This window comes from Amycolatopsis alkalitolerans, assembly GCF_006152065.1.
Classification (GTDB): Bacteria; Actinomycetota; Actinomycetes; order Mycobacteriales; family Pseudonocardiaceae; genus Amycolatopsis_E; species Amycolatopsis_E alkalitolerans.
In genome coordinates this window covers 1-18,873 of the sequence record NZ_VDFW01000040.1, presented here as the reverse complement: position 1 = coordinate 18,873, position 18,873 = coordinate 1, and the positions used below count along the sequence as shown (strand labels likewise).

General features: G+C 70.5%; 22 protein-coding genes and 1 pseudogene. 15 read left to right on the top strand and 8 right to left on the bottom strand.

What is annotated here, in order from left to right; genetic code table 11:
• Positions 1-16: 16 nt before the first annotated feature.
• Genes dapE through FG385_RS30070 form a run of 3 tightly spaced genes read left to right on the top strand, consistent with a single transcriptional unit; the run spans position 17 to position 2,431 of the window.
• Complete coding sequence (gene dapE / locus FG385_RS30080) at positions 17-1,075, top strand: succinyl-diaminopimelate desuccinylase (RefSeq protein ID WP_139100186.1); 1,059 nt, start codon at positions 17-19, stop codon at positions 1,073-1,075.
• A 16-nt stretch (positions 1,076-1,091) separates the two neighbouring features.
• Positions 1,092-1,862 carry an LOG family protein gene (locus FG385_RS30075; protein ID WP_139100218.1) on the top strand — a complete coding sequence of 257 codons (771 nt, stop codon included), beginning with the start codon at positions 1,092-1,094 and terminating at the stop codon, positions 1,860-1,862.
• A complete protein-coding gene (locus FG385_RS30070) occupies positions 1,862-2,431 on the top strand; it encodes an LOG family protein (RefSeq protein WP_139100185.1) in 570 nt (189 codons plus the stop codon). Before FG385_RS30075 ends, FG385_RS30070 begins: the two co-directional genes overlap by 1 nt.
• Before the next feature lie 24 nt (positions 2,432-2,455).
• Here the strand turns inward: FG385_RS30070 and FG385_RS30065 are convergent, their stop codons facing one another.
• The gene (locus FG385_RS30065; protein WP_139100184.1) at positions 2,456-3,127 is read right to left on the bottom strand and encodes a lysophospholipid acyltransferase family protein; all 672 of its coding nucleotides are present in this window, start codon (positions 3,125-3,127) and stop codon (positions 2,456-2,458) included.
• Between the two features lie 109 nt (positions 3,128-3,236).
• Between FG385_RS30065 and FG385_RS30060 the strand changes: the two genes are divergently transcribed.
• The 3 genes from FG385_RS30060 to FG385_RS30050 are packed head-to-tail and all read left to right on the top strand — an operon-like array spanning position 3,237 to position 4,548.
• Positions 3,237-3,533 carry a DivIVA domain-containing protein gene (locus FG385_RS30060; RefSeq protein ID WP_139100183.1) on the top strand — a complete coding sequence of 99 codons (297 nt, stop codon included), beginning with the start codon at positions 3,237-3,239 and terminating at the stop codon, positions 3,531-3,533.
• Positions 3,530-3,985 (top strand): SRPBCC family protein, encoded by a 456-nt coding sequence (locus tag FG385_RS30055; protein WP_139100182.1) that lies wholly within the window; start codon positions 3,530-3,532, stop codon positions 3,983-3,985. Before FG385_RS30060 ends, FG385_RS30055 begins: the two co-directional genes overlap by 4 nt.
• Complete coding sequence (locus FG385_RS30050) at positions 3,982-4,548, top strand: DNA-3-methyladenine glycosylase I (protein WP_139100181.1); 567 nt, start codon at positions 3,982-3,984, stop codon at positions 4,546-4,548. The genes FG385_RS30055 and FG385_RS30050 overlap by 4 nt, the downstream gene beginning before the upstream one ends.
• Before the next feature lie 2 nt (positions 4,549-4,550).
• On the opposite strand, the gene FG385_RS30045 is transcribed toward FG385_RS30050, so the two are convergent.
• Positions 4,551-5,345, bottom strand: a complete 795-nt coding sequence (locus FG385_RS30045; protein ID WP_139100180.1) for an enoyl-CoA hydratase-related protein — start codon at positions 5,343-5,345, stop codon at positions 4,551-4,553.
• Between the two features lie 174 nt (positions 5,346-5,519).
• Here FG385_RS30045 and FG385_RS30040 point away from each other — a divergent pair, with 174 nt between their 5' ends.
• A complete protein-coding gene (locus tag FG385_RS30040; protein WP_081617745.1) occupies positions 5,520-5,687 on the top strand; it encodes a DUF3117 domain-containing protein in 168 nt (55 codons plus the stop codon).
• Between the two features lie 72 nt (positions 5,688-5,759).
• Positions 5,760-7,151 (top strand): leucyl aminopeptidase family protein, encoded by a 1,392-nt coding sequence (locus FG385_RS30035; protein WP_139100179.1) that lies wholly within the window; start codon positions 5,760-5,762, stop codon positions 7,149-7,151.
• Here FG385_RS30035 and FG385_RS30030 read toward each other — a convergent pair.
• Positions 7,142-8,059, bottom strand: a complete 918-nt coding sequence (locus FG385_RS30030) for a LysR family transcriptional regulator (protein WP_139100178.1) — start codon at positions 8,057-8,059, stop codon at positions 7,142-7,144. The genes FG385_RS30035 and FG385_RS30030 overlap by 10 nt on opposite strands.
• A gap of 108 nt (positions 8,060-8,167) precedes the next feature.
• Here FG385_RS30030 and FG385_RS30025 point away from each other — a divergent pair, with 108 nt between their 5' ends.
• The gene (locus FG385_RS30025; protein WP_139100217.1) at positions 8,168-9,304 is read left to right on the top strand and encodes an MFS transporter; all 1,137 of its coding nucleotides are present in this window, start codon (positions 8,168-8,170) and stop codon (positions 9,302-9,304) included.
• Here the strand turns inward: FG385_RS30025 and FG385_RS30020 are convergent.
• On the bottom strand, positions 9,279-10,052 hold the full coding sequence (locus FG385_RS30020) for a helix-turn-helix transcriptional regulator (RefSeq protein ID WP_139100177.1): 774 nt from the start codon (positions 10,050-10,052) through the stop codon (positions 9,279-9,281). The genes FG385_RS30025 and FG385_RS30020 overlap by 26 nt on opposite strands.
• A 91-nt stretch (positions 10,053-10,143) precedes the next feature.
• Positions 10,144-10,776: an O-methyltransferase gene (locus FG385_RS30015; protein WP_139100176.1), complete on the bottom strand. Its 633-nt coding sequence runs from the start codon at positions 10,774-10,776 to the stop codon at positions 10,144-10,146.
• 176 nt (positions 10,777-10,952) lie between these two features.
• Here FG385_RS30015 and sigE point away from each other — a divergent pair, with 176 nt between their 5' ends.
• The 4 genes from sigE to tatB all read left to right on the top strand — a co-directional run bounded on the left by sigE (position 10,953) and on the right by tatB (position 14,262).
• Complete coding sequence (sigE, locus tag FG385_RS30010) at positions 10,953-11,576, top strand: RNA polymerase sigma factor SigE (protein ID WP_139100175.1); 624 nt, start codon at positions 10,953-10,955, stop codon at positions 11,574-11,576.
• Positions 11,573-12,220: a zf-HC2 domain-containing protein gene (locus FG385_RS30005; RefSeq protein WP_139100174.1), complete on the top strand. Its 648-nt coding sequence runs from the start codon at positions 11,573-11,575 to the stop codon at positions 12,218-12,220. The genes sigE and FG385_RS30005 overlap by 4 nt, the downstream gene beginning before the upstream one ends.
• Positions 12,221-12,300: 80 nt before the next feature.
• Positions 12,301-13,818 carry a S1C family serine protease gene (locus tag FG385_RS30000; protein ID WP_139100173.1) on the top strand — a complete coding sequence of 506 codons (1,518 nt, stop codon included), beginning with the start codon at positions 12,301-12,303 and terminating at the stop codon, positions 13,816-13,818.
• Between the two features lie 42 nt (positions 13,819-13,860).
• The gene (gene tatB, locus FG385_RS29995) at positions 13,861-14,262 is read left to right on the top strand and encodes a Sec-independent protein translocase protein TatB (protein ID WP_139100172.1); all 402 of its coding nucleotides are present in this window, start codon (positions 13,861-13,863) and stop codon (positions 14,260-14,262) included.
• Positions 14,263-14,277: 15 nt separating this feature from the next.
• Here the strand turns inward: tatB and FG385_RS29990 are convergent, their stop codons facing one another.
• From FG385_RS29990 to FG385_RS29980, 3 genes are read right to left on the bottom strand one after another with little or no spacing between them, the layout of a single operon-like run.
• Positions 14,278-15,432, bottom strand: a complete 1,155-nt coding sequence (locus FG385_RS29990) for an Mrp/NBP35 family ATP-binding protein (protein ID WP_139100171.1) — start codon at positions 15,430-15,432, stop codon at positions 14,278-14,280.
• Positions 15,433-15,488: 56 nt separating this feature from the next.
• Positions 15,489-16,007: a DUF1003 domain-containing protein gene (locus FG385_RS29985; RefSeq protein WP_139100170.1), complete on the bottom strand. Its 519-nt coding sequence runs from the start codon at positions 16,005-16,007 to the stop codon at positions 15,489-15,491.
• Entirely contained in the window at positions 16,000-17,292 is a 1,293-nt protein-coding gene (locus FG385_RS29980) for a magnesium transporter MgtE N-terminal domain-containing protein (RefSeq protein ID WP_139100169.1), read from the bottom strand. The genes FG385_RS29985 and FG385_RS29980 overlap by 8 nt, the downstream gene beginning before the upstream one ends.
• Before the next feature lie 323 nt (positions 17,293-17,615).
• Here FG385_RS29980 and FG385_RS29975 point away from each other — a divergent pair, with 323 nt between their 5' ends.
• Positions 17,616-18,440, top strand: coding sequence for a slipin family protein (locus FG385_RS29975; protein ID WP_139100168.1), 825 nt, complete (start codon positions 17,616-17,618; stop codon positions 18,438-18,440).
• Positions 18,441-18,751: 311 nt separating this feature from the next.
• A pseudogene (locus tag FG385_RS29970) lies at positions 18,752-18,873 on the top strand (acyl-CoA dehydrogenase family protein); the annotation flags it as partial.

The following is an 18,873-nucleotide window of genomic DNA, read 5'->3' as shown; positions in this document are numbered from 1 at the left end:
ACAGTAGCCTCGCCGTATGGACCTGCGGGCAGACCCAGCCGATATCACCGCCGCTCTGGTGGACATTCCGAGCGTGTCGGGTGAGGAGGCGGCGATCGCCGACGCCGTGCAGGCTGCGCTCACCGACCAGGCCGGGCATCTGGAGATCGTGCGCAACGGCGACGCGGTGCTCGCGCGGACGAACCTCGGCCGCGCGGCGCGGGTGATCCTCGCCGGGCATCTGGACACCGTGCCGGTGAACCGTAACCTGCCGCTGCGGCACGACGGAGACACGTTGCACGGGCTGGGCACGGTGGACATGAAGGGCGGCGACGCGGTCTTCCTGAGCCTCGCCGCGACGGTGCCCGAACCGCGCCACGACGTGACGTTCATCTTCTACGACTGCGAAGAGGTCGAGGCGGTCCGCAACGGTCTGGGGCGGATCGAGCGGGAGTTGCCGGACTGGCTGCGAGCGGACCTGGCGATCGTCGGCGAACCCTCGAACGCGGTGATCGAGGCCGGGTGCCAGGGAACGATGCGCGTCGAACTGCGCACCTCCGGTCGCCGGGCGCATACGGCGCGGGCGTGGATGGGGGAGAACGCGATCCACGCGCTGGCCGAACCGATGCGGAGGCTGGCTTCGTACGAGGCTCGTGACGTGGAGATCGACGGGCTGCTCTACCGCGAAGGGCTGCAGGCGGTCGGGGTTTCGGGTGGGGTGGCCGGGAACGTGGTGCCCGACGAGGCGGTGCTGAGGGTCAACTTCCGATTCGCCCCCGACCGTTCGGCGGAACAGGCGGAAAAGCATGTGCGCGAGGTGTTCGACGGTTTCGAGCTGTCCGTTGTGGACCTTTCGCCGGGAGCCCTGCCGGGCCTGTCCGCCCCCGCCGCGGCGGAACTCGTCCAGGCCGCGGGCGGCCGGGCGGCGGCGAAACTCGGCTGGACCGACGTCGCCCGGTTCGCGGCGCTGGGCATGCCGGCGGTGAATTTCGGCCCCGGCGACCCGACGCTCGCGCACACCCGGGAGGAATTCGTGCACGCGGCGGAAATCAGGAAGGTGGCCGGTGTCCTGCGGGAGTTCCTCGCGGGTCGGTAACCTCACGGAGGTGACGATGGACGAACCCGCCGAATACCCCGAACACCCTCGGGAGAAGCACCGGGGCCCGGTCGTGTTGCGCCGCGGCCGCCGAGAGGAAGCCAGTACCACCGACCAGCGACTGCTCGACGCGCGCGGGCCCAGCGACTGGGTGCACACCGACCCGTGGCGCGTGCTCCGGATCCAGGCGGAGTTCGTCGAAGGGTTCGGCGCGCTCGCCGAGGTTCCGCGCGCGGTCACGGTGTTCGGCTCCGCCCGCACCCCGCGCGAGCATCCCGAATACGAGCTTGGCCGCAAGATCGGCGGCGCGCTCGCGGATGCCGGGTTCGCGGCCATCACCGGCGGCGGGCCGGGCTCGATGGAGGCGGTCAACCGCGGCGCGTCCGAGGCGGGCGGGCTGTCGATCGGGCTCGGTATCGAACTTCCGTTCGAACAAGGGCTGAACCCGTGGGTCGATCTCGGGGTGAACTTCCGGTACTTCTTCACCCGAAAGACGATGTTCATCAAGTACGCACAGGCGTTCATCTGCCTGCCAGGCGGGTTCGGCACCCTCGACGAGCTGTTCGAGGCGCTGACCCTGGTGCAGACCAAGAAGGTCACGAAGTTCCCGGTTGTCCTCTTCGGACGGTCGTACTGGGGTGGGCTGTACGACTGGGTGAAGGAAACCGTCCACGGCGAGGGCAAGATCGGGGAGAAGGATCTGGCCCTGCTGCACGTGACCGACGACATCGACGACGCGATCCGCATCGTGCAGGAGTCGTACAAGGCTTGGGAGGACACGCACTAGTGCGCCGGATCTGCGTTTTCTGTGGTTCGTCCCCGGGTCGGGACCCGGTGTACGCCGAGCAGGCCGCGGTGCTCGGCAAGCTGCTCGCCGAACGGGGTATCGCCCTCGTGTACGGCGGCGCGAGCGTCGGCATCATGGGCGTGGTCGCGGACGCGGCGCTGGCGGCGGGCGGCGAGGTGATCGGCGTGATCCCGAACCATCTGATGCGGGTCGAGATCGCGCACGACGGCCTGAGCGAACTGCACGTGACCGCCGACATGCACGAGCGCAAGGCCAAGATGGCCGAGCTCGCGGACGGCTTCCTCGCGTTACCCGGCGGCGCGGGAACGCTTGAGGAGCTGGCCGAGATCTGGACGTGGGCGCAGCTGGGGTTGCACTCGAAGCCACTGGGCCTGGTCGACGTCGCGGGCTACTACCGGCCGCTGCGCGAGTTCGTGGACCACATGGTGACCGAGGGTTTCCTGCGGCAGGAGCACCGCGACCTGGTCTTCGTCGATCCCGATCCGGTGGTGCTGCTCGACGTCTTCGAGACCTACCAGCCCCCCGACGTCGCCAAGTGGACCAGCTGACGCCCCCTCCTCGCGGGGCCGGGGTCAGGCGGCTTCGCCGGGGCGTTTGTGGTACTTGTCCACGTACTCCAGTTCCGACAGTTCGAGGATCTTGTACATGATCTCGTCGGTGATGGCGCGGCGGATGGCCGGGGAGTTCTCCATACCCTCGTACCGCGAAAACTCCAGCGGTTCACCGAAGCGGACGCAGACCTTCGCCAGCCGCGGGACCTTCTTCCCGATCGGCAGCATCTTCTCCGTCCCGGTCAGCGCCACCGGCACCACCTGCGCGCCCGTCGCCAGCGCCAGCGCGCCGACACCGGTGTGCCCGCGGTGCACCTTCCCGTCGAGCGACCTGGTGCCCTCCGGGTAGATCCCGAACGCGCCCCCCTCGTCGAGGACCTTGCGCGCCGCCTCCAGCGCCGCCATGCCCGCCGCCGCGTTGCCGCGTTCCACCGGGACGTAGTTCAGCGCCCGCAGGAACGCCGCGAACACCCGGGACCGCGGACCTCTGCCGGTGAAGTACTCCGCCTTCGCCAGGAACGACACGGGCCTCGGCGCGATGACCGGGATGAGGAACGTGTCCACCGCCGCCCGGTGGTTCGACGCGAAGATGACCGGGCCGGTCCGCGGCACCTTCTCCGCACCGTGTACCTCCGGCCGGTAGATCAGGCGCACCAGCGGCGCCAGCCCCCGCCGGATCAGCAGCTGCAGCAAGACTCCTCCAGGTTCTCCGGGTCCAGCATGACACCCGAACCCGCCCGGTTCCAGGCACCCATCCACCGTCTGGACGAGCGCGCCGGGCCGCTGGTGTCACAATCGTGGCGTGACGACCGCGCTGATCTACCTCGTAGTCATGCTGCTCGTGGCGGCCGTGGTGTTCCTCCTCGCCGCCGTCGTGTTCGGCCGAGGTGAAGAGCTCGCCCCGCTGCCCCCGGGCAGCTCGCCGACGCGCCTGCCCGTCCGCGACATCACCGGCGAGGACGTGCAGGCCGTGAAGTTCCAGCTTGTCGTGCGCGGTTACAAGATGTCCGAAGTGGACTGGGTGGTCCGCAGGCTCGGTACCGAGATCGACTCGCTGCGTGCGAAGGTCGCCGAGCTGGAGAAAGAGACCTCCAGATGACCGACCTCGTCTTCTCCATCGAGGTCGCGGCGCCGGCGGGCACGACGTGGCTCGCGTTCACCGACTGGCCCCGCCAGCACGAGTGGATGATCGGCACCGAAGTACGGGTCACGGAGGGGGACGGGCGCAGCATCGGCTCGCAGCTGGCTGCGTTCACGGGGCTGCGGGGGCTCGGCTTCACCGACACGATGGAGATCACCACGTGGGAGCCGCCCGTCCGCTGCACGGTGCGCCACCTCGGCACGCTCGTGCGCGGGAGCGGGGCGTTTCATGTGCACGCGAAGGGCCCGCAGACCTCGACGTTCGTCTGGTCGGAAAGCCTCGACGTGCCGTTCGGGCTCTTCGGGCGGCTCGGCTGGCCGGTCGTCCGCCCGCTGTTCGGCCTAGGGCTGCACCGCTCGCTCAAGCGGTTCGCGACGTTCGCGGAGAACTACACGATGGGGGCGGTGTGACCGCTGAGCTGGGCGACGACGGTGTCGCCCGCTGCCCGTGGGGCAACAGCGCGCCCGACTACGTCGCGTACCACGACACGGAGTGGGGCGTCGAGCTGCACGGCCGGGACGCGCTGTACGAGCGGTTGTGCCTCGAGGCCTTCCAGTCCGGCCTCTCGTGGATCACCATCCTCCGCAAGCGCGAAGCCTTTCGCCGGGCGTTCGCGCGGTTCGCTCCGAAGAAGGTCGCGAAATTCGGCGAAGCGGACGTGGCGCGCCTGCTCGCCGACGCGTCCATCATCCGGAACCGGCGGAAGATCGAAGCCGCGATCACCAACGCCCGTGCGGTCCTGGACCTGGACCGCCCGCTGGACGAGCTGCTGTGGTCGTTCGCGCCGGCCGGGGCGCGCCCCCGCCCGCGGAGCATGGCCGATCTCCCCGCGACGACACCCGAGTCGGCGGCCATGGCCCGCGAGCTGAAAAAGCGCGGTTTCGCCTTCGTCGGCCCCACCACGTGCTACGCCCTCATGCAGGCGACCGGCATGGTCGACGACCACCTTGAGGGCTGCTTCCGCGCGGCCTGACGCTATTTGCCCTGGAAGTCCGGCTTGCGCTTCGCGACGAAGGCTTCGACCGCCTCGCGGTGATCGGCCGTCGAGCCGAGCACGGTCTGGGCGGCGTCCTCGGCGAGCAGGGCGTCTTCGAGGCTGCCCTGCGCGGCGACGTCCAGCACCTCCTTGATCTTCGCGTAGCTGACCGTCGGGCCGGCCGCGAGTTTCGCCGCGATCGTGTGCGCCCGCTCGGCAAGCTCCTCGTCGGGCACGACTTCGCTGACCAGACCGAGTTGCTTCGCCTCCTCGGCCGGCACCGTGCGCGCCAGCAGCATCAGTTCGGCCGCGCGGCCGTAGCCGACCAGCCGCTGCAGTGTCCACGACGCACCCGAATCGGGTCCGAGCCCGACGTTCGCGAAGGCCATCAAGAAGTTCGCGGACGCCGCCGCGATCCGCAGGTCCGCGGCGTAGGCGAAGGCCGCGCCGGCACCGGCGGCCGGGCCGTTGACCGCTGCTATCACGGGTTTCGGCATTCCGGCGATCGTCCGCACGATGGGGTTGTAGTGCTCGCGGACGGTCCCCAGCGGCGCCGGATCGCCGGCCTGCAGCAGCCCGACGTGTTCCTTCAGATCCTGGCCCGCGCAGAACGCCTTCCCCGCTCCGGTGAGCACCACCGCGCGCACCTCCGGCGCCGCCGCTGCCTCCCGGAGCGCGTCGAGTAGCCGTTCCTTCAGCTCGACGGTGAGCGAGTTGTAGGCCTTCGGCCGGTGCAGCGTCAAAGTGCGCACGCCGTCGGCGTCGGCGGTCAGCAGCACGTCCTCGGTGGTCACTGGTGTCCTCCTGGCGTTCGGGCGGCCCGCGAGCCGCATACCAGCACCTATGCAAACACGAAAAGATCGGTCCGCGTTCGCACGCCCGCATTGATGAGGGAGAATGGCGTGCGACACCCGGTTGGCTCAGAATGCGCGACCCGGGCGCGCCGGTTGAGACGGAGGGAGCACGCTATGGCGGCCATGAAGCCCCGGACCGGAGATGGTCCCCTCGAGGTGACTAAGGAGGGGCGGGGCCTCGTGATGCGCGTTCCGCTCGAGGGTGGCGGGCGACTCGTCGTCGAGCTGTCGGCCGAAGAGGCCAAGGACCTGGGCGTGGCCCTGCAGGAGGCGACGAGCTGATCCTGTCCGCTCCCGTCGCCGGCTGACGACCGTCAGCCGGCTTTTCGCCGTCCCCTCCTGGAGGTTCTCCCGTTGGCGCGCTACCCGCTGCCGTCCGTACCCAGCCGCCTGATCGACATCGAGGTCGCCGACACCCCTCGCCGTGGCGCGCCGGTCGCGAGCCTGGTCGCCGGCAACGCCGGTGACGTGCGCGAGGGCGAGGGCGCATTCCGCTGGCTGGTCGGCGTCGGCGAAGGCACGGCGAGCGACCTCAGGACCGCGGGCGCGGCCCTCGCCCGCGCGGCACAGGCCGAGAACGGGAAACCGGTCAAGATCGCGCAGGTCGATCTGGGGGCGGAAACCGAGGGAAGCATCGTCGCGGAGCTGTCGATGGGTGCGCTGCTCGGCGGCTACCACTTCAAGGTCAGCACCCAGCCCGCGCCCGCCCTGCAGACCCTCCGGCTGCTCACGCCGTACGAGCGAGCCGTTCCGGAGTACGAAATGGTCCTTGGTCGGGTACGGACGATGGCGGCCGCCGCGGCGCTGGCCCGCGACCTGGCGAACGCGCCGTCCAACATCAAGAACCCGCAATGGCTCGGCGAGACCGCCGAACGGGTCGTCACGGATGTGCCAGGGCTGCGCGCGACGATCCGCGACGAGGCGTGGCTCGCGGAACAGAACTTCGGCGGCGTGCTCGCCGTCGGCGGCGGCTCGGCCAGCCCGCCCCGGCTGATCGAGCTGACCTACCGGCCACGCGGGGCCGCGCACCATCTGCTGCTGGTCGGCAAGGGGATCACCTTCGACACCGGTGGCCTGTCCATCAAACCCGCCGACGGTATGCACCTGATGCGGACCGATATGGCCGGTGGCGCCGCCGTCATCGCCGCGATCCGCGCGATCGCGACGCTCGGGCTCGACGTGCGGGTGACCGCGCTGGTGCCCGCGGCGGAGAACCACGTCTCCGGTGGTTCGTACCGGCCGGGCGACGTGGTGCGGCACTACGGCGGGATGACCACCGAGGTGAGCAACACCGACGCCGAGGGGCGGATGGTCCTCGCCGACGCGCTCGTCTACGGCATCCGCCGCTTCCGGCCGGACGCGGTCGTGGACGCCGCGACGCTCACCGGAGCCATGAAGGTCGCGCTCGGCCTGCGCACCGGCGGGCTGTTCGCCACCGATGACGAGCTCGCGGACCGGGTGCTCGCCGCGGGCGAGCGGGCGGGCGAAGCCTGGTGGCGGATGCCGCTGCTCGAGGCACATGCCGACGCGGTGCGCGGCGAACTGGCCGACGTCCGGCAGGCGCCGGGCGGCCCCGGCGGTGTCACGGCCGCGCTGTTCCTACGCGAGTTCACCCGCGGCGTGCCGTGGGCGCATCTGGACATCGCCGGCCCGGCGCGCGCGGAGACCGCGTATGCCGAGGTCGTGCCCGGGGCGACCGGGTTCGCCGCACGGACCCTGGTGGAGCTCGCCGCGTCCTACGCCTGAGCGCGCACGTAGTCCCGGAAGGACCGGGCGACCGGCGTGAGGTGATCGCCCGCGGGCCAGACCAGGCAGATGGTCCGGCTGACCTTGGGCGAAAGCGGGATTTCCACGACGCCGGCCGGGGTCGCCGACCCGAACTGCGGCAGCAAGGTGACCCCGAACCCGGCCGCGACGAGTCCGCGCACCGTGTCGGACTCCTGCCCCTCGAAGACGATCTCCGGCTCGAACCCGGCCGCGGCGCACAACCCGTCGGTGATCTGGCGGACCCCGTACCCGTGCTCGAGCATCACGAACGGCTCGCCGGCCAGCTCGGCGAAGCGGATCCGGCGGCGCTGCGCGAACCGGTGCGCGGCGGGCACGCACAGCAGCAGGTCCTGTTCCGCGATGGTGAACGATTCGAGGTCCGGGCTTTCCGGCACCGGGGCGACGAGCGCGAGGTCGAGTTCGCCGGCCGTCAGCCGGTCGAGGATGTGCTGGCGCGAGCCCTGCACCAGGCTGAAGCGCACGCCCGGATACCGCGCGCGGAACCCCCGCAACAGGCTCGGCACGAGCCAGCGGCCGAGCAGGTGCAGGAAGCCCAGCACGACGTGCCCGCTGGCCGGCTCGATCTCCTCGCGCGCCTGACGCGCACCCGCCTCGATCGCCGGGAGCGCGCGGCCGGCTGTTTCGGCGAGGACGGTGCCCACCCTGGTCAGCCGGACCCCGCGCCCCGCGGGCTCGGTGAGCGGGGCACCGACGACCTGGGCGAGCGCGGCCAGGCGACGGCTCACCGTCGGCTGCGGCACGCCCAGCAGCTCGGCCGCCCGGGTGATGTTGCCTGTTTCACGCAGAGCGGACAACAACGCCAGATTGGGTGCCAGCGCCGTCACGAGCCGCTGGTCAGCGGCCGCCGCTTCGCTCTCATGCATCATCGTATCGATTATGCCGATTTTCTGTATTAGACGTATCGGTTAGCTGAGCTTAGCTTCGATGAGGTGACCGCTGACCTGCTCGTTTCCGCTCCTCCTCGACCCCGGCGGGTGAAAATCGCCGTGGCAGCCGCGGGTCTCTCGTCGTTCGCGCTGCTGTACGCGCCGCAGCCGGTGCTGCCGCAGCTAGCGGCTCAGTACCACCTCGATCCCGGTAGCGCTTCGCTCGCGGTCAGCGTCGCCACCGGTGCGCTCGCGATCTCCGTGCTGCCGATCGCGGCGCTGTCGGAGATCGTCGGGCGGCGGCCGGTGATCCTCGTGTCGGTGATCGTTTCCGCGGTCTTGGGACTGCTGCTGCCGCTCGCGCCCTCCTACGGGGTGTTGCTGATCTTGCGTGCGCTGCAGGGGATCGCGATCGCCGGCTTCCCCGGGGTCGCCGCGGCGTACCTCGTCGAGCAACTGGGCACGACGGGGGTCGCGGCGGCGGTCGGCGCGATGATCGCGGGCAACTCGATCGGCGGCATGCTCGGCCGGCTCGCCGCGGGTTTCAGCGCCGACGTGCTCGGCTACCACGGCGCGCTCACGGTCGTGGGTGTGCTCGGATCGATCTTCTCGCTGGTGACGGTGTGGTCGCTGCCGCCGTCGTCCACAGTGCCGCAGGCGGCGCGGATGAGCGTCCTGACCGGGGTCGCCGCCGCGATCCGCAAGCCGATCCTGCTGGCCCAGTACGCCCTCGCATTGCTGGCCATGGGCTCCTTCGTCGCGGTCTACAACGCGGCCGGGTTCCGGCTGACCGGATCGCCGCTGAACCTCTCGCCCGCGCTCGCCTCGCTCATCTTCCTGGCCTACGCGATCGGTTCGGTTTCCTCGGCGACGGTCGGCCGCACGGTCGCGCGGTTCGGGAGGCTGCGCTCGGCCGTCGGCGCCTTGCTCATCACGGCCGTCGGGGCGTTGCTGACCGTGCCCGATTCCCTGGTGTCGATCGTGCTCGGGATGGTCGTGCTCACCGGTGGTTTCTTCGCCGCGCACGCGGTCGCGAACGGCTGGACCGCCGCGGAATCACCCGAGGGCGCGCGCGGCCAGGCGTCCGGCACCTACACGCTGACCTACTACCTGGGCAGCAGCTTCGGCGGCACCGCCGGCAGCGTGATCTACGGGCATGCGGGCTGGACATGGCTGGTGGTGACTGTCGTGTGCTGGCTGGCACTCGCGGCCGTCGCGGTCACGCTGACGGCACGGCGAGCGTGAGGCTCGAGGCGAGCGGCGGCACCGCGATCAGCACGGGCGCGTCCCATTCGGGCGCCACGTCGAGCCAGACCTCGCGGTGGTGGACCGGGGTACGAGGCGTGATGTGCACCGGTTCCGCCGCGGCCCCGGCGACCCCGCGCCCCGGTACCAGCTGATCCTCGGCGCGGGCATGGGCGGGCAGGGCCGTCGCGAGCACCCAGTACCGGCCCGGCGGGACGTCGACGAGCAGGAAGTTGCCGGTTTCGCCCAGGAGCGTGCCGGACACCGGCCGCCCGCGGGCCATCCGCCGCGGGAACAGCCCGACGTAGACCGCGGCGACCCCGATGGCCGCTTCCGCCGCCGCGCTCAACCGCGCCTTCCCGGTGACCACCCCACCGTCCCGGTCACGCCCGGGCACGATCACCGGCCGTGGCGGCGCCTGCGCGAGCAGTTCGGGCAGCTGCCGGAACCGGGCGGGCGACTGGCCGACGACCGCGGTGAACCGGGCCGTGAACGTGCCGACCGAGGTGAAACCGACCGCATGGCATACGTCGATGACGCGCTCGTCCGTCGACAGCAGCAGCCGCTTCGCGTGCTGGAACCGGTGCGCCGCGAGGAACTGCCCCGGCGGCTGGCCGACCTGCCGTTCGAAGGCGCGCGACAGGTGGAACGGGCTGTAGCCCACGTGATCCGCGACGTCGCACAGCGTGATCGGATCCTCGCAGTGACGGGCGAGGAAGCGAGCGGCTTCGACGACGACTTCCCGCACCGGCACCTCCTCAGGTCGCGGTACGCGCCACCGTAACCCCGGGCACCGACATTTCCACGTGCGCGGCGGTGGCCACGGACACGCCGGAGAGCTACGACCGCACCGCGGCCACCAGCAAACCGCCGCCGACCGGCAGCAGGGACGGCACGAGCCGCTCGTCGTCGCGGACCGCTCTCGCCAGTTCGCGCGAAGCCAGCACACCCGGATCGCGCCTCGCCGGATCGGATCGCGGCTCGAGCACCCCGTGGAACGCGATGATGCCGCCGCCACGCAGCAGGTGGACGCCGTGCTCGTAGTAGCTCGGGTACTCCGCACGCGCCGCGTCGACGAAGACCAGGTCGTAGCCGCCGCTGGTCAGGCGCGGCAACACGTCGAGCGCGCGGCCCATGATCAGCCGCGTGCGCCCCGGTGGGAACCCCGCCCCGGCGAACGTCTGGCGCGCCGCCCGGTGGTATTCGGGTTCGATGTCGATCGAGGTCAGCACGCCTTCCGGGGCCATCCCGCGCAGCAGGTGCAGGCCGCTGACGCCGGTGCCGGTACCGATCTCCACGACCGCCCTGGCCCGCAGGCTGGTGGCCAGGAAGCACAGGGCCGCGCCGGCCGCCGCCCCCAGCGGGGCGCAGCCGAGTTCCTCCGCGCGCAGGCGCGCGGCCAGCAGCGAATCGTCTCCGGGCAGGTAGCTCTCGACGTAATCACTGACGCCGGCGTGCGTCTCGGAGGTCACACCGGAGAGGTTAGCGCTGGTCGTCGCCAAAATCGTGCAAGACGTGCACACTTCTCTCAGGCGGCTCTCAGTCCGGTCTCACTAGACACATAAGGAGATCGGCCAAGCTACGTCTCATGGACGGGAACACAGCGCGGCCGGACCGCGTTGGGGCAAGCAGTAGGGAGAACAGCCTGATGGAGGTGCCTTCCCCGCCGATGCAGAAGAGCCCGATGACCGAGGAGCCCGTCGTCGAAGGCCGTCCGGTGACGGTGGACGAGGCGGAATGGACGCCGCCGTCCTGGGACGAAGTCGTGCGGGAACACGCCGACCGGGTGTACCGGCTCGCGTACCGCCTGACCGGTAACGCCCACGACGCCGAGGACCTCACCCAGGAGACGTTCATCCGGGTGTTCCGGTCCCTGGCCTCGTACAAGCCGGGCACGTTCGAGGGCTGGCTGCATCGCATCACCACGAACCTCTTCCTCGACATGGCGCGCCGCCGTTCGCGGGTGCGCATGGAGGGGCTGCCCGAGGACACCGACCGCATCGTGGGCGACGACCCGAGCCCCGAGCAGGTCTACAGCGACACCCATCTGGACCCGGACCTGCAGGCCGCGCTCGACGAGTTGCCGCCCGAGTTCCGTGCCGCGGTGGTGCTGTGCGACGTCGAGGGCCTGTCCTACGAGGAGATCGGCGCGACGCTCGGCGTCAAGCTGGGCACTGTCCGGAGCCGTATCCACCGCGGGCGCCAGGCGCTGCGCGCTTCGCTCGAGCGCCGGCGGGCGCTGAAGGAGCAGTCCGTGGAGGCCTCGGTATGACCGATCTGCGAGGCAGGGGACTGCTTCCCGAATCGCATCTCCTTCCCGACGTGGTCGTCGCGTTCGTCGACGGCGAGCTGTCGCTGGGGGCGCGGGACCGGGCTGCTTCGCATATCGCCGGGTGCCCGGGTTGCGCGGCCGAGGTCGCGGCCCAGCGGCAGGCCCGGGCCGCGGTCAAACACGCCGGGGCGCCCAGCATGTCCGCCGGTTTCCTGGCGAGCCTGCGCTCGATCCCCGAGCACACCGATCTTCCGACGTCCCCGGACAACCTCGCGGTCACCGAGGACGGGCAACTCGTCGCCATCCAGCGTCCCGACCGCGTCGCCGGCCTGCGGCAGATGCCGTCCACGCTCGGCGCCACCGCGCCGCTTGGCTCCGGTGCTCCGCTGGGCAACGGGGCCGCGGTGCTCAACTCGCACCGGTCCAGCTCGATGCGCCGCCGCGCCGCGCAGGGTGCGGGCGTGGTCGTCTCGGGCATCGTGCTGAGCGCGCTCGCGATCGTCGCGACCTCGAGCGGCAGCAGCACCGCCCAGACCCCGCCGCAGCCCGCCGGTCCCAACCCGGGTGTGCTGCGCGCGCAGTTCGGTGGTGCGCCGTCCGCGCCGGTCACCGCGACCACCACTTCGGTGGCGCCGGGCCGCTGACATCGGCTTCACCGTCGAGGCGGGAGAATCAGGTGGCGTAGGGTCGCGCCGAGCCGTGAAATCCGTCAACCCGGGGAACGATGAGTCAGCCGAACAATCCAGCGGAGAACTCCGGCGAGCCCCGGCTTGCCCCCAAACCTCTGGACCGTCCCCCGGTCGACCCCGCGCAGGCCGCCTCCTTCGCCAGGCCGCAGGGTGTCGACGGCGCGTTCGACAAGCTGTACAGCCCGTCGCGGAACGGTGACCAGGTCATCGCGAAGCCGCCGGCGCCCGAGTCGCTCGCCGAAGCCTTCGGCCGGCCGGCCGGCGCGGACGACGTGCGGCTCCAGCGACCCGCCGGAGAAGGCGAGAACGGTCGTGACCGGCCGCCGGAGTCGCCGCTGTGGTCCAAGACGGCGGACCCGTGGCGGGATCCGGGCGCGGCGGCGGTGCTCGGGGGCCCGGCGCTCGACGCCCGTGACGAGGAGCCGGACGACGAGGAACGGCCTCGCGGTGCGATGCTGTCGTTGCCCGAGGTGCTGTTCGGCCGCCGGGTGAAACCGGTCGCGCTCGGCCTGCTCGGGGTGATCTGCCTGCTGATCGGCGCGGTCGGCGGGCTCGTCGGCTGGTGGCTCGCCAGCACCGGCAACTCGCTCACCGGCAGCGCGACGATCTCGGAGGCGCAGGCGGCCAAGGAACGCCCGCCGGGTTCGATCGCCGACATCGCCCAACGGGTTTCGCCCGCGGTCATCTCGATCGAGGTGACCTCCGGTCAGTCCGGCAGCGTCGGCTCGGGCGTGGTGATCGACCCGAACGGGTACGTGATCACCAACGACCACGTGATCTCGATGGCCGCCGACGATCCACAGGCCAAGATCACCGCGGTGTTCACCGACGGCACCCGCACCGAGGCGAAGATCGTGGGCACGGATCCGAAGACCGACCTCGCGGTGATCAAGGTCGCGGTGCGCAATCCGGTGGTCATCCAGATCGGGAAATCGTCCAACCTCGAACCGGGCGACGCGGTGATCGCGGTCGGTTCACCGCTGGGCCTGCAGAACACGGTGACGGCGGGCATCGTCAGCGCGCTGCACCGGCCGATCACCGCGCAGGGCGAGAACGGCGAGCCGCCGGTCACCTACGACGCGATCCAGACCGACGCGCCCATCAACCGCGGTAACTCCGGCGGCGCGCTGGTCGACTCGACGGGGGCGCTGGTCGGGATCAACTCCTCGATCCGGACCGACAGCGGCGAGGCCGGGCAGGGCGGCAGCATCGGCATCGGCTTCGCCATCCCGGCCGACGACGCGATCAAGATCGCCCGCGAACTCATCAGCACCGGGCAGGTCAAGCACGCGGACATCGGCATCAACGCGGCCTCGGTGTCGGCGGACACCTCCGAGGGCGCGCAGGTCCTCAACGTCGCCGACGGGGGCCCCGCCGCGAAGGCGGGTATCGCCGAGGGTGACGTGATCACGCAGGTCGGCAACCGGCTGGTGCGGAACGCGGCCGAGTTGACCGTCGCGGTGCGGGAGCACAACATCGGCGAGGTCGTGCCCGTGCATCTGGTCCGGCAGGGGCGGCCTCTTGTCGTCGACGTAACCCTGGGTTCCGATTAGCCGGGTACGCTGACTTCGCAGGGGTCACGAGGAGGTTCGCTGGTGTTCGATAGCGTGGGCTGGGGCGAGATTCTGGTGCTCATCGTCGCCGGTCTGTTCATCCTCGGGCCGGAACGCCTGCCGGAGGCGGCTTCGTGGCTGGCGAAGGGCGTGCGAAAGGTGCGCGAGTTCGCGAGCGGGGCGCGGCAGCAGTTGCAGGACGAGATGGGCCCGGAGTTCGAGGAGTTCCGCAAGCCGCTCGAGGACCTGCGGCAGTTGCGCAACTTCGACCCGCGCCGCGCGATCACGAACCACCTCTTCGACGGTGACCCCGATCCGCTGGGCCTGAACGGCACGAGCGGTGGCAGCACGAAGCCGAACGGTTACCCCGCGATCTCGGCCAAGCCGGAGCCGGAAACCCTCAAACCAGGCGAAAAACCCCCAGTCGACCCCGACGCCACCTGACCCCTGCTGCCCGGCTCAGCGGCCCTTCGGCGTCACGTTCAGCATCATCCCGGCAAGGCCGCGCGCCCGGACCGAGAGCTTCTTCGCGACGTCCTTCAGCACCTTGGCAGCCGGCGCCTCCGGCTCGGACCGCACGATCGGCGTCCCGGCGTCGCCGTGCTCGCGCAGGCGCGGGTCCAGCGGGACCTGCCCCAGCAACGGCACCGTCGTGCCCGTCGACTTCGACAGCGAGTCCGCCACCGTCTGGCCCCCGCCGGCACCGAAGACCTCGACACGTTCCCCGGTCGGCGTCTCCAACCACGACATGTTCTCGATGACCCCGGCGAGCCGCTGCCGCGTCTGCATCGCGATCGCCCCGGCCCGCTCGGCGACCTCGGCCGCCGCCTGCTGGGGCGTGGTCACCACGAGGATCTCGGCGTTGGGGATCAACTGTGCCACCGAGATCGCGATGTCACCGGTGCCTGGCGGCAGGTCCAGCAGCAGGATGTCCAGGTCACCCCAGAACACGTCGGCCAGGAACTGCTGCAGCGCGCGGTGCAGCATCGGCCCGCGCCACACCACCGGCGTGTTCCCGGGGGTGAACATGCCGATCGAAATGACCTTCACGCCGTTCGCCTGCGGCGGCATGATCATCTTCTCGACCTTGGTCGGCTTCTCCGTCGCGCCCAGCATCCGCGGCACCGAGTGCCCGTAGATATCCGCGTCGACAACACCGACCGACAGCCCGCGTTCGGCCATCGCGACCGCCAGGTTGACCGTCACACTCGATTTGCCGACGCCGCCCTTGCCCGACGCGACGCAGTACACCCGCGTCATCGAACCGGGCTGGGCGAACGGGATCACCGGCTCTTCCGCGTCCCCACGCAGCGACTTCCGCAGCTCCGTGCGCTGCTCGTCGCTCATCACGTCGAGTTCGACCCGCACGTCGCGGACGCCCTCGAGCTTGCCGACGGCGTTCGTGGTGTCGCGGGTGAGGGTCTCCTTGAGCGGGCAACCCGCCACCGTCAGGTAAATCGAGACCGTGACGATCCCGGCTGTGTCGCCCGAGCCCACCGTGACGTCTTTGACCATCCCGAGCTCGGTGATCGGTTTCTTGATCTCCGGGTCGTAGACCTCCTTGAGCGCCGCGCGGACGTCCTCGACACTGGGGATCTGCTGCGTGCTGGTCATGCATCGAGAGTACTGCGGCCCGAAGCGCCCCGATGAGGGGCGGGTCGGGCCGGCGGCTATGTGCCGCTCACGGGCTCGGGCGACGCCCGGTTCCCCTTCTTCCGGGGCTTGGTGTTCAGGTCCTCGCGCAGCTTGTCCAGCTCGCCGCGCAGGTAGTCCCGCGTCGCGACCTCACCGATCGCCAGCCGCAGCGCCGCCAGCTCCCTGGCCAGGTATTCCGTGTCCGCCTTCGTCTGCGCGGCGCGGTTGCGGTCCTCGTCCAGCGACACCCGGTCCCGGTCGTCCTGCCGGTTCTGCGCGAGCAGAATCAGTGGAGCCGCGTACGCCGCCTGCGTCGAGAACGCCAGGTTGAGCAGGATGAACGGGTACGGATCCCAGCGCAGCGCCGCCGCGCCGAGGTTGATCCCGATCCAGACGACCACGAGGAGGGTCTGCCAGAACAGGTACTTGCCGGTGCCCAGAAATCGGGCCAGCCGCTCGGAGAGCCGGCCGAACATGTCGGGGTCGATCGACACGAGCCGGCGCGTTGACGCGCGAGGCTGGTCCAGGCGCCGCCTCGAGAGCAGTTCAGGCACGCTCCACCTCCTCGTTGTTCGTCACGTCGTGCAGGCCGGTCTCACGCCAGTCCTCCGGCAGCAGATGGTCGAGCACGTCGTCGACGGTGACGGCGCCCAGCAGGTGGTCCTGCGCGTCCACGACCGGTCCGCACGCGAGGTTGTACGCGGCGAAGTATCGCGTCACCTCCGAAAGCGAGTCACTCGGCCTCAGCGCGGGCAGGTCGGTGTCGACCGCGGCCGCGATCAGCTCCGCGGGCGGTTCGCGCAACAGCCGCTGGAAATGCACGACCCCGACGTAGCGTCCGGTCGGCGTGGCCTGCGGCGGGCGGCACACGAAGACCATCGTCGCCAGCGCGGGCGGCAGGTCGGCGTTGCGGATATGGGCCAGCGCTTCGGCGACCGTCGCGTCCGGGGTCAGCACGACGGGCTCGGGAGTCATCAGCCCGCCCGCGGTGTCGGAGGAGTACGCCAGCAGCCGTTTGACCGGCTCGGACTCCTCGGGCTCCATCAGGTTCAGCAGCCGGTTCTGGTCGGCGGGGGCGAACTCGGCGAGCAGGTCGGCGGCGTCGTCCGGGCTCATCGCCTCGAGGATGTCGGCCGCGCGCTCCTCCGCCAGGTGCTGCAGCAGCTCCTTCTGGTCGTCCTCGGGCAGTTCCTCGAGCACGTCCGCGAGCCGCTCGTCGTCCATCGAGTCCGCGACCTCGTGCTTGCGCTTGGTCGGCAGGTCCCGCACCGTCGCGGCGATGTCGACCGCCCGCATCGTGTCGAACAGCATGAGCAGCTGCCCGGCACCCTGCTGCTGGCCGGTCAGGTCGGTGAGGCCGAGCCCCGCCACCTCGTCCCAGCCCACGACCTGCAAAGAGGACCGTCGCCGGCTGAGGCCGAGCCGCCCGGAGCGCTCGCGGACGGCGAGCTTCGCGAGCACCCAGTCGCGCGTGCGCAGCGGCTCCATCGCCGCGTCCACGATGGCGACCCGCGCGCCGGTTTCCCGTAACGACACATGCGCGTCCGTGAGCTGGCCAAGCACCAGCACCTCATTGGGGCGCTGATGGAACTGGCGCATGTTGACCGAACCGGTGGCGAGCGTGACCGCGTTCGGTTCGATCGAGGTGACCCGCAGCATCGGCACGAACACGCGCCGCCGCGTGGACAGTTCGACGACGAGCCCGAGCACGCGTGGCGGTTGCTGATCAAGCCGCAGCCCGGCGACGAGATCGCGGACCTTGCCGATCGACTCGCCGTCCGGGCCGAACACCGGAAGACCGGCGAGCTGGGCAGCGAAAACCCTGTTCACGGGGGCCATACGCCAAGGTTATCGGTACCGTTCGGCCGACGCCCACCCCGCGGTTCGGTGAGTCGCGTGCCCGGCCGGCTCCCCGGCCGTCCTGTCTACTGTGGACTTCGAAATTCCGTTCCGTCACGATAAACGGCAGACCGTGTCAAATGGACGGTTGGGGCGGGTTCGCCGAGGCGGGCGGCCGGGTGCCGCCAGGCTGCCACCGGTCCCGGTCACGGCGGGTCCGCCCGGCCGCGATTCCGATATGCGCACGTCACCGGAATGCCGGGTCCCAACCGGTGTGACGGGAGTAACATCGACTCGCAGGGACCTACGTCCGGGGAGCTGCCATGGTGGTGGAACTCGTCTCCATAATCGCCGTCGCGGGTGTCGCCTGGCTCGGCGCGAGCGTCCGGGTGATCAAGCAGTACGAGCGTGGCCTCGTCTACCGGTTCGGCCGGGTGCGATCGCATGTGCGCGAGCCGGGGCTGGCGTTGCTGGTGCCGGCCGTGGACCGGCTGCAGAAGGTCAACATGCAGATCGTGACCCTGCCGGTGCCCGCGCAGGAGGGCATCACGCGTGACAACGTCACCGTGCGCGTGGACGCGGTCGTGTATTTCAAGGTCATCGATCCGGTTCTGGCCGCGGTGAACGTGCAGGACTACCGGTTCGCGGTGGGGCAGGTGGCCCAGACCTCGTTGCGGTCGATCATCGGCAAGAGCGAGCTCGACGATCTCCTGTCAAACCGGGAACGGCTCAACCAGGGGCTCGAGTTGATGATCGACAGCCCGGCGCTGGACTGGGGCGTGCATATCGACCGGGTGGAGATCAAGGACGTCGCACTGCCCGAGACGATGAAGCGCTCGATGTCGCGGCAGGCCGAGGCCGAGCGGGAACGCCGCGCCCGCGTCATCTCGGCCGACGGTGAGCTGCAGGCGTCGGAAAAGCTGTCGCAGGCCGCGGCCAGGATGGCGGGCACGCCGTCCGCGCTCCAGTTGCGGCTGCTCGAGACCGTCGTGCAGGTTTCGGCGGAAAAGAACTCGACGCTCGTGCTGCCGTTCCCGGTGGAGTTGCTGCGTTTCGTCGATCAGTACACGAAACAGCACCAGCCGCCGGAATCGGTCAATGGGCAAGCCCCCGCGGCGCGCCTCCCGGAGGACGAGAAGCCCACCTAGTCCGCCTTGATCTGGTGAATTTTCGCCGGTTCGTGGCAGCGGACCGACGTGTGCTCAGCCACTGTCCAAACCGGCCGCCGAGCACCACGAGTGAGCTCGGCATCATCCGCGAGTCCTATTCGGACATCTGGATGTGCCGCCTGGCCGGTGACCGCCGTGCTCGTCGGCACGATGCGCAGGCGCCAGCGGACCCCGTGAGGGTTCTCTCCCCCGCCGGCTACGCCCTCACTGGCGGGGGTACCCCCACTGCCCGGCGGCCCGACTAGGGGTCATACTCGCTGGTAACTCACCGGCAGACACAGGAGTCGAGCATGGCCCGCCTGGCCCAGACAGTCGGCCTCACCGAGGTGCAGGCCGAGATCCTGTCCACCGTCCGTTCGTTCGTGGACAAGGAGATCATTCCGCATGCCCAGGAGTTGGAGCACGCGGACAC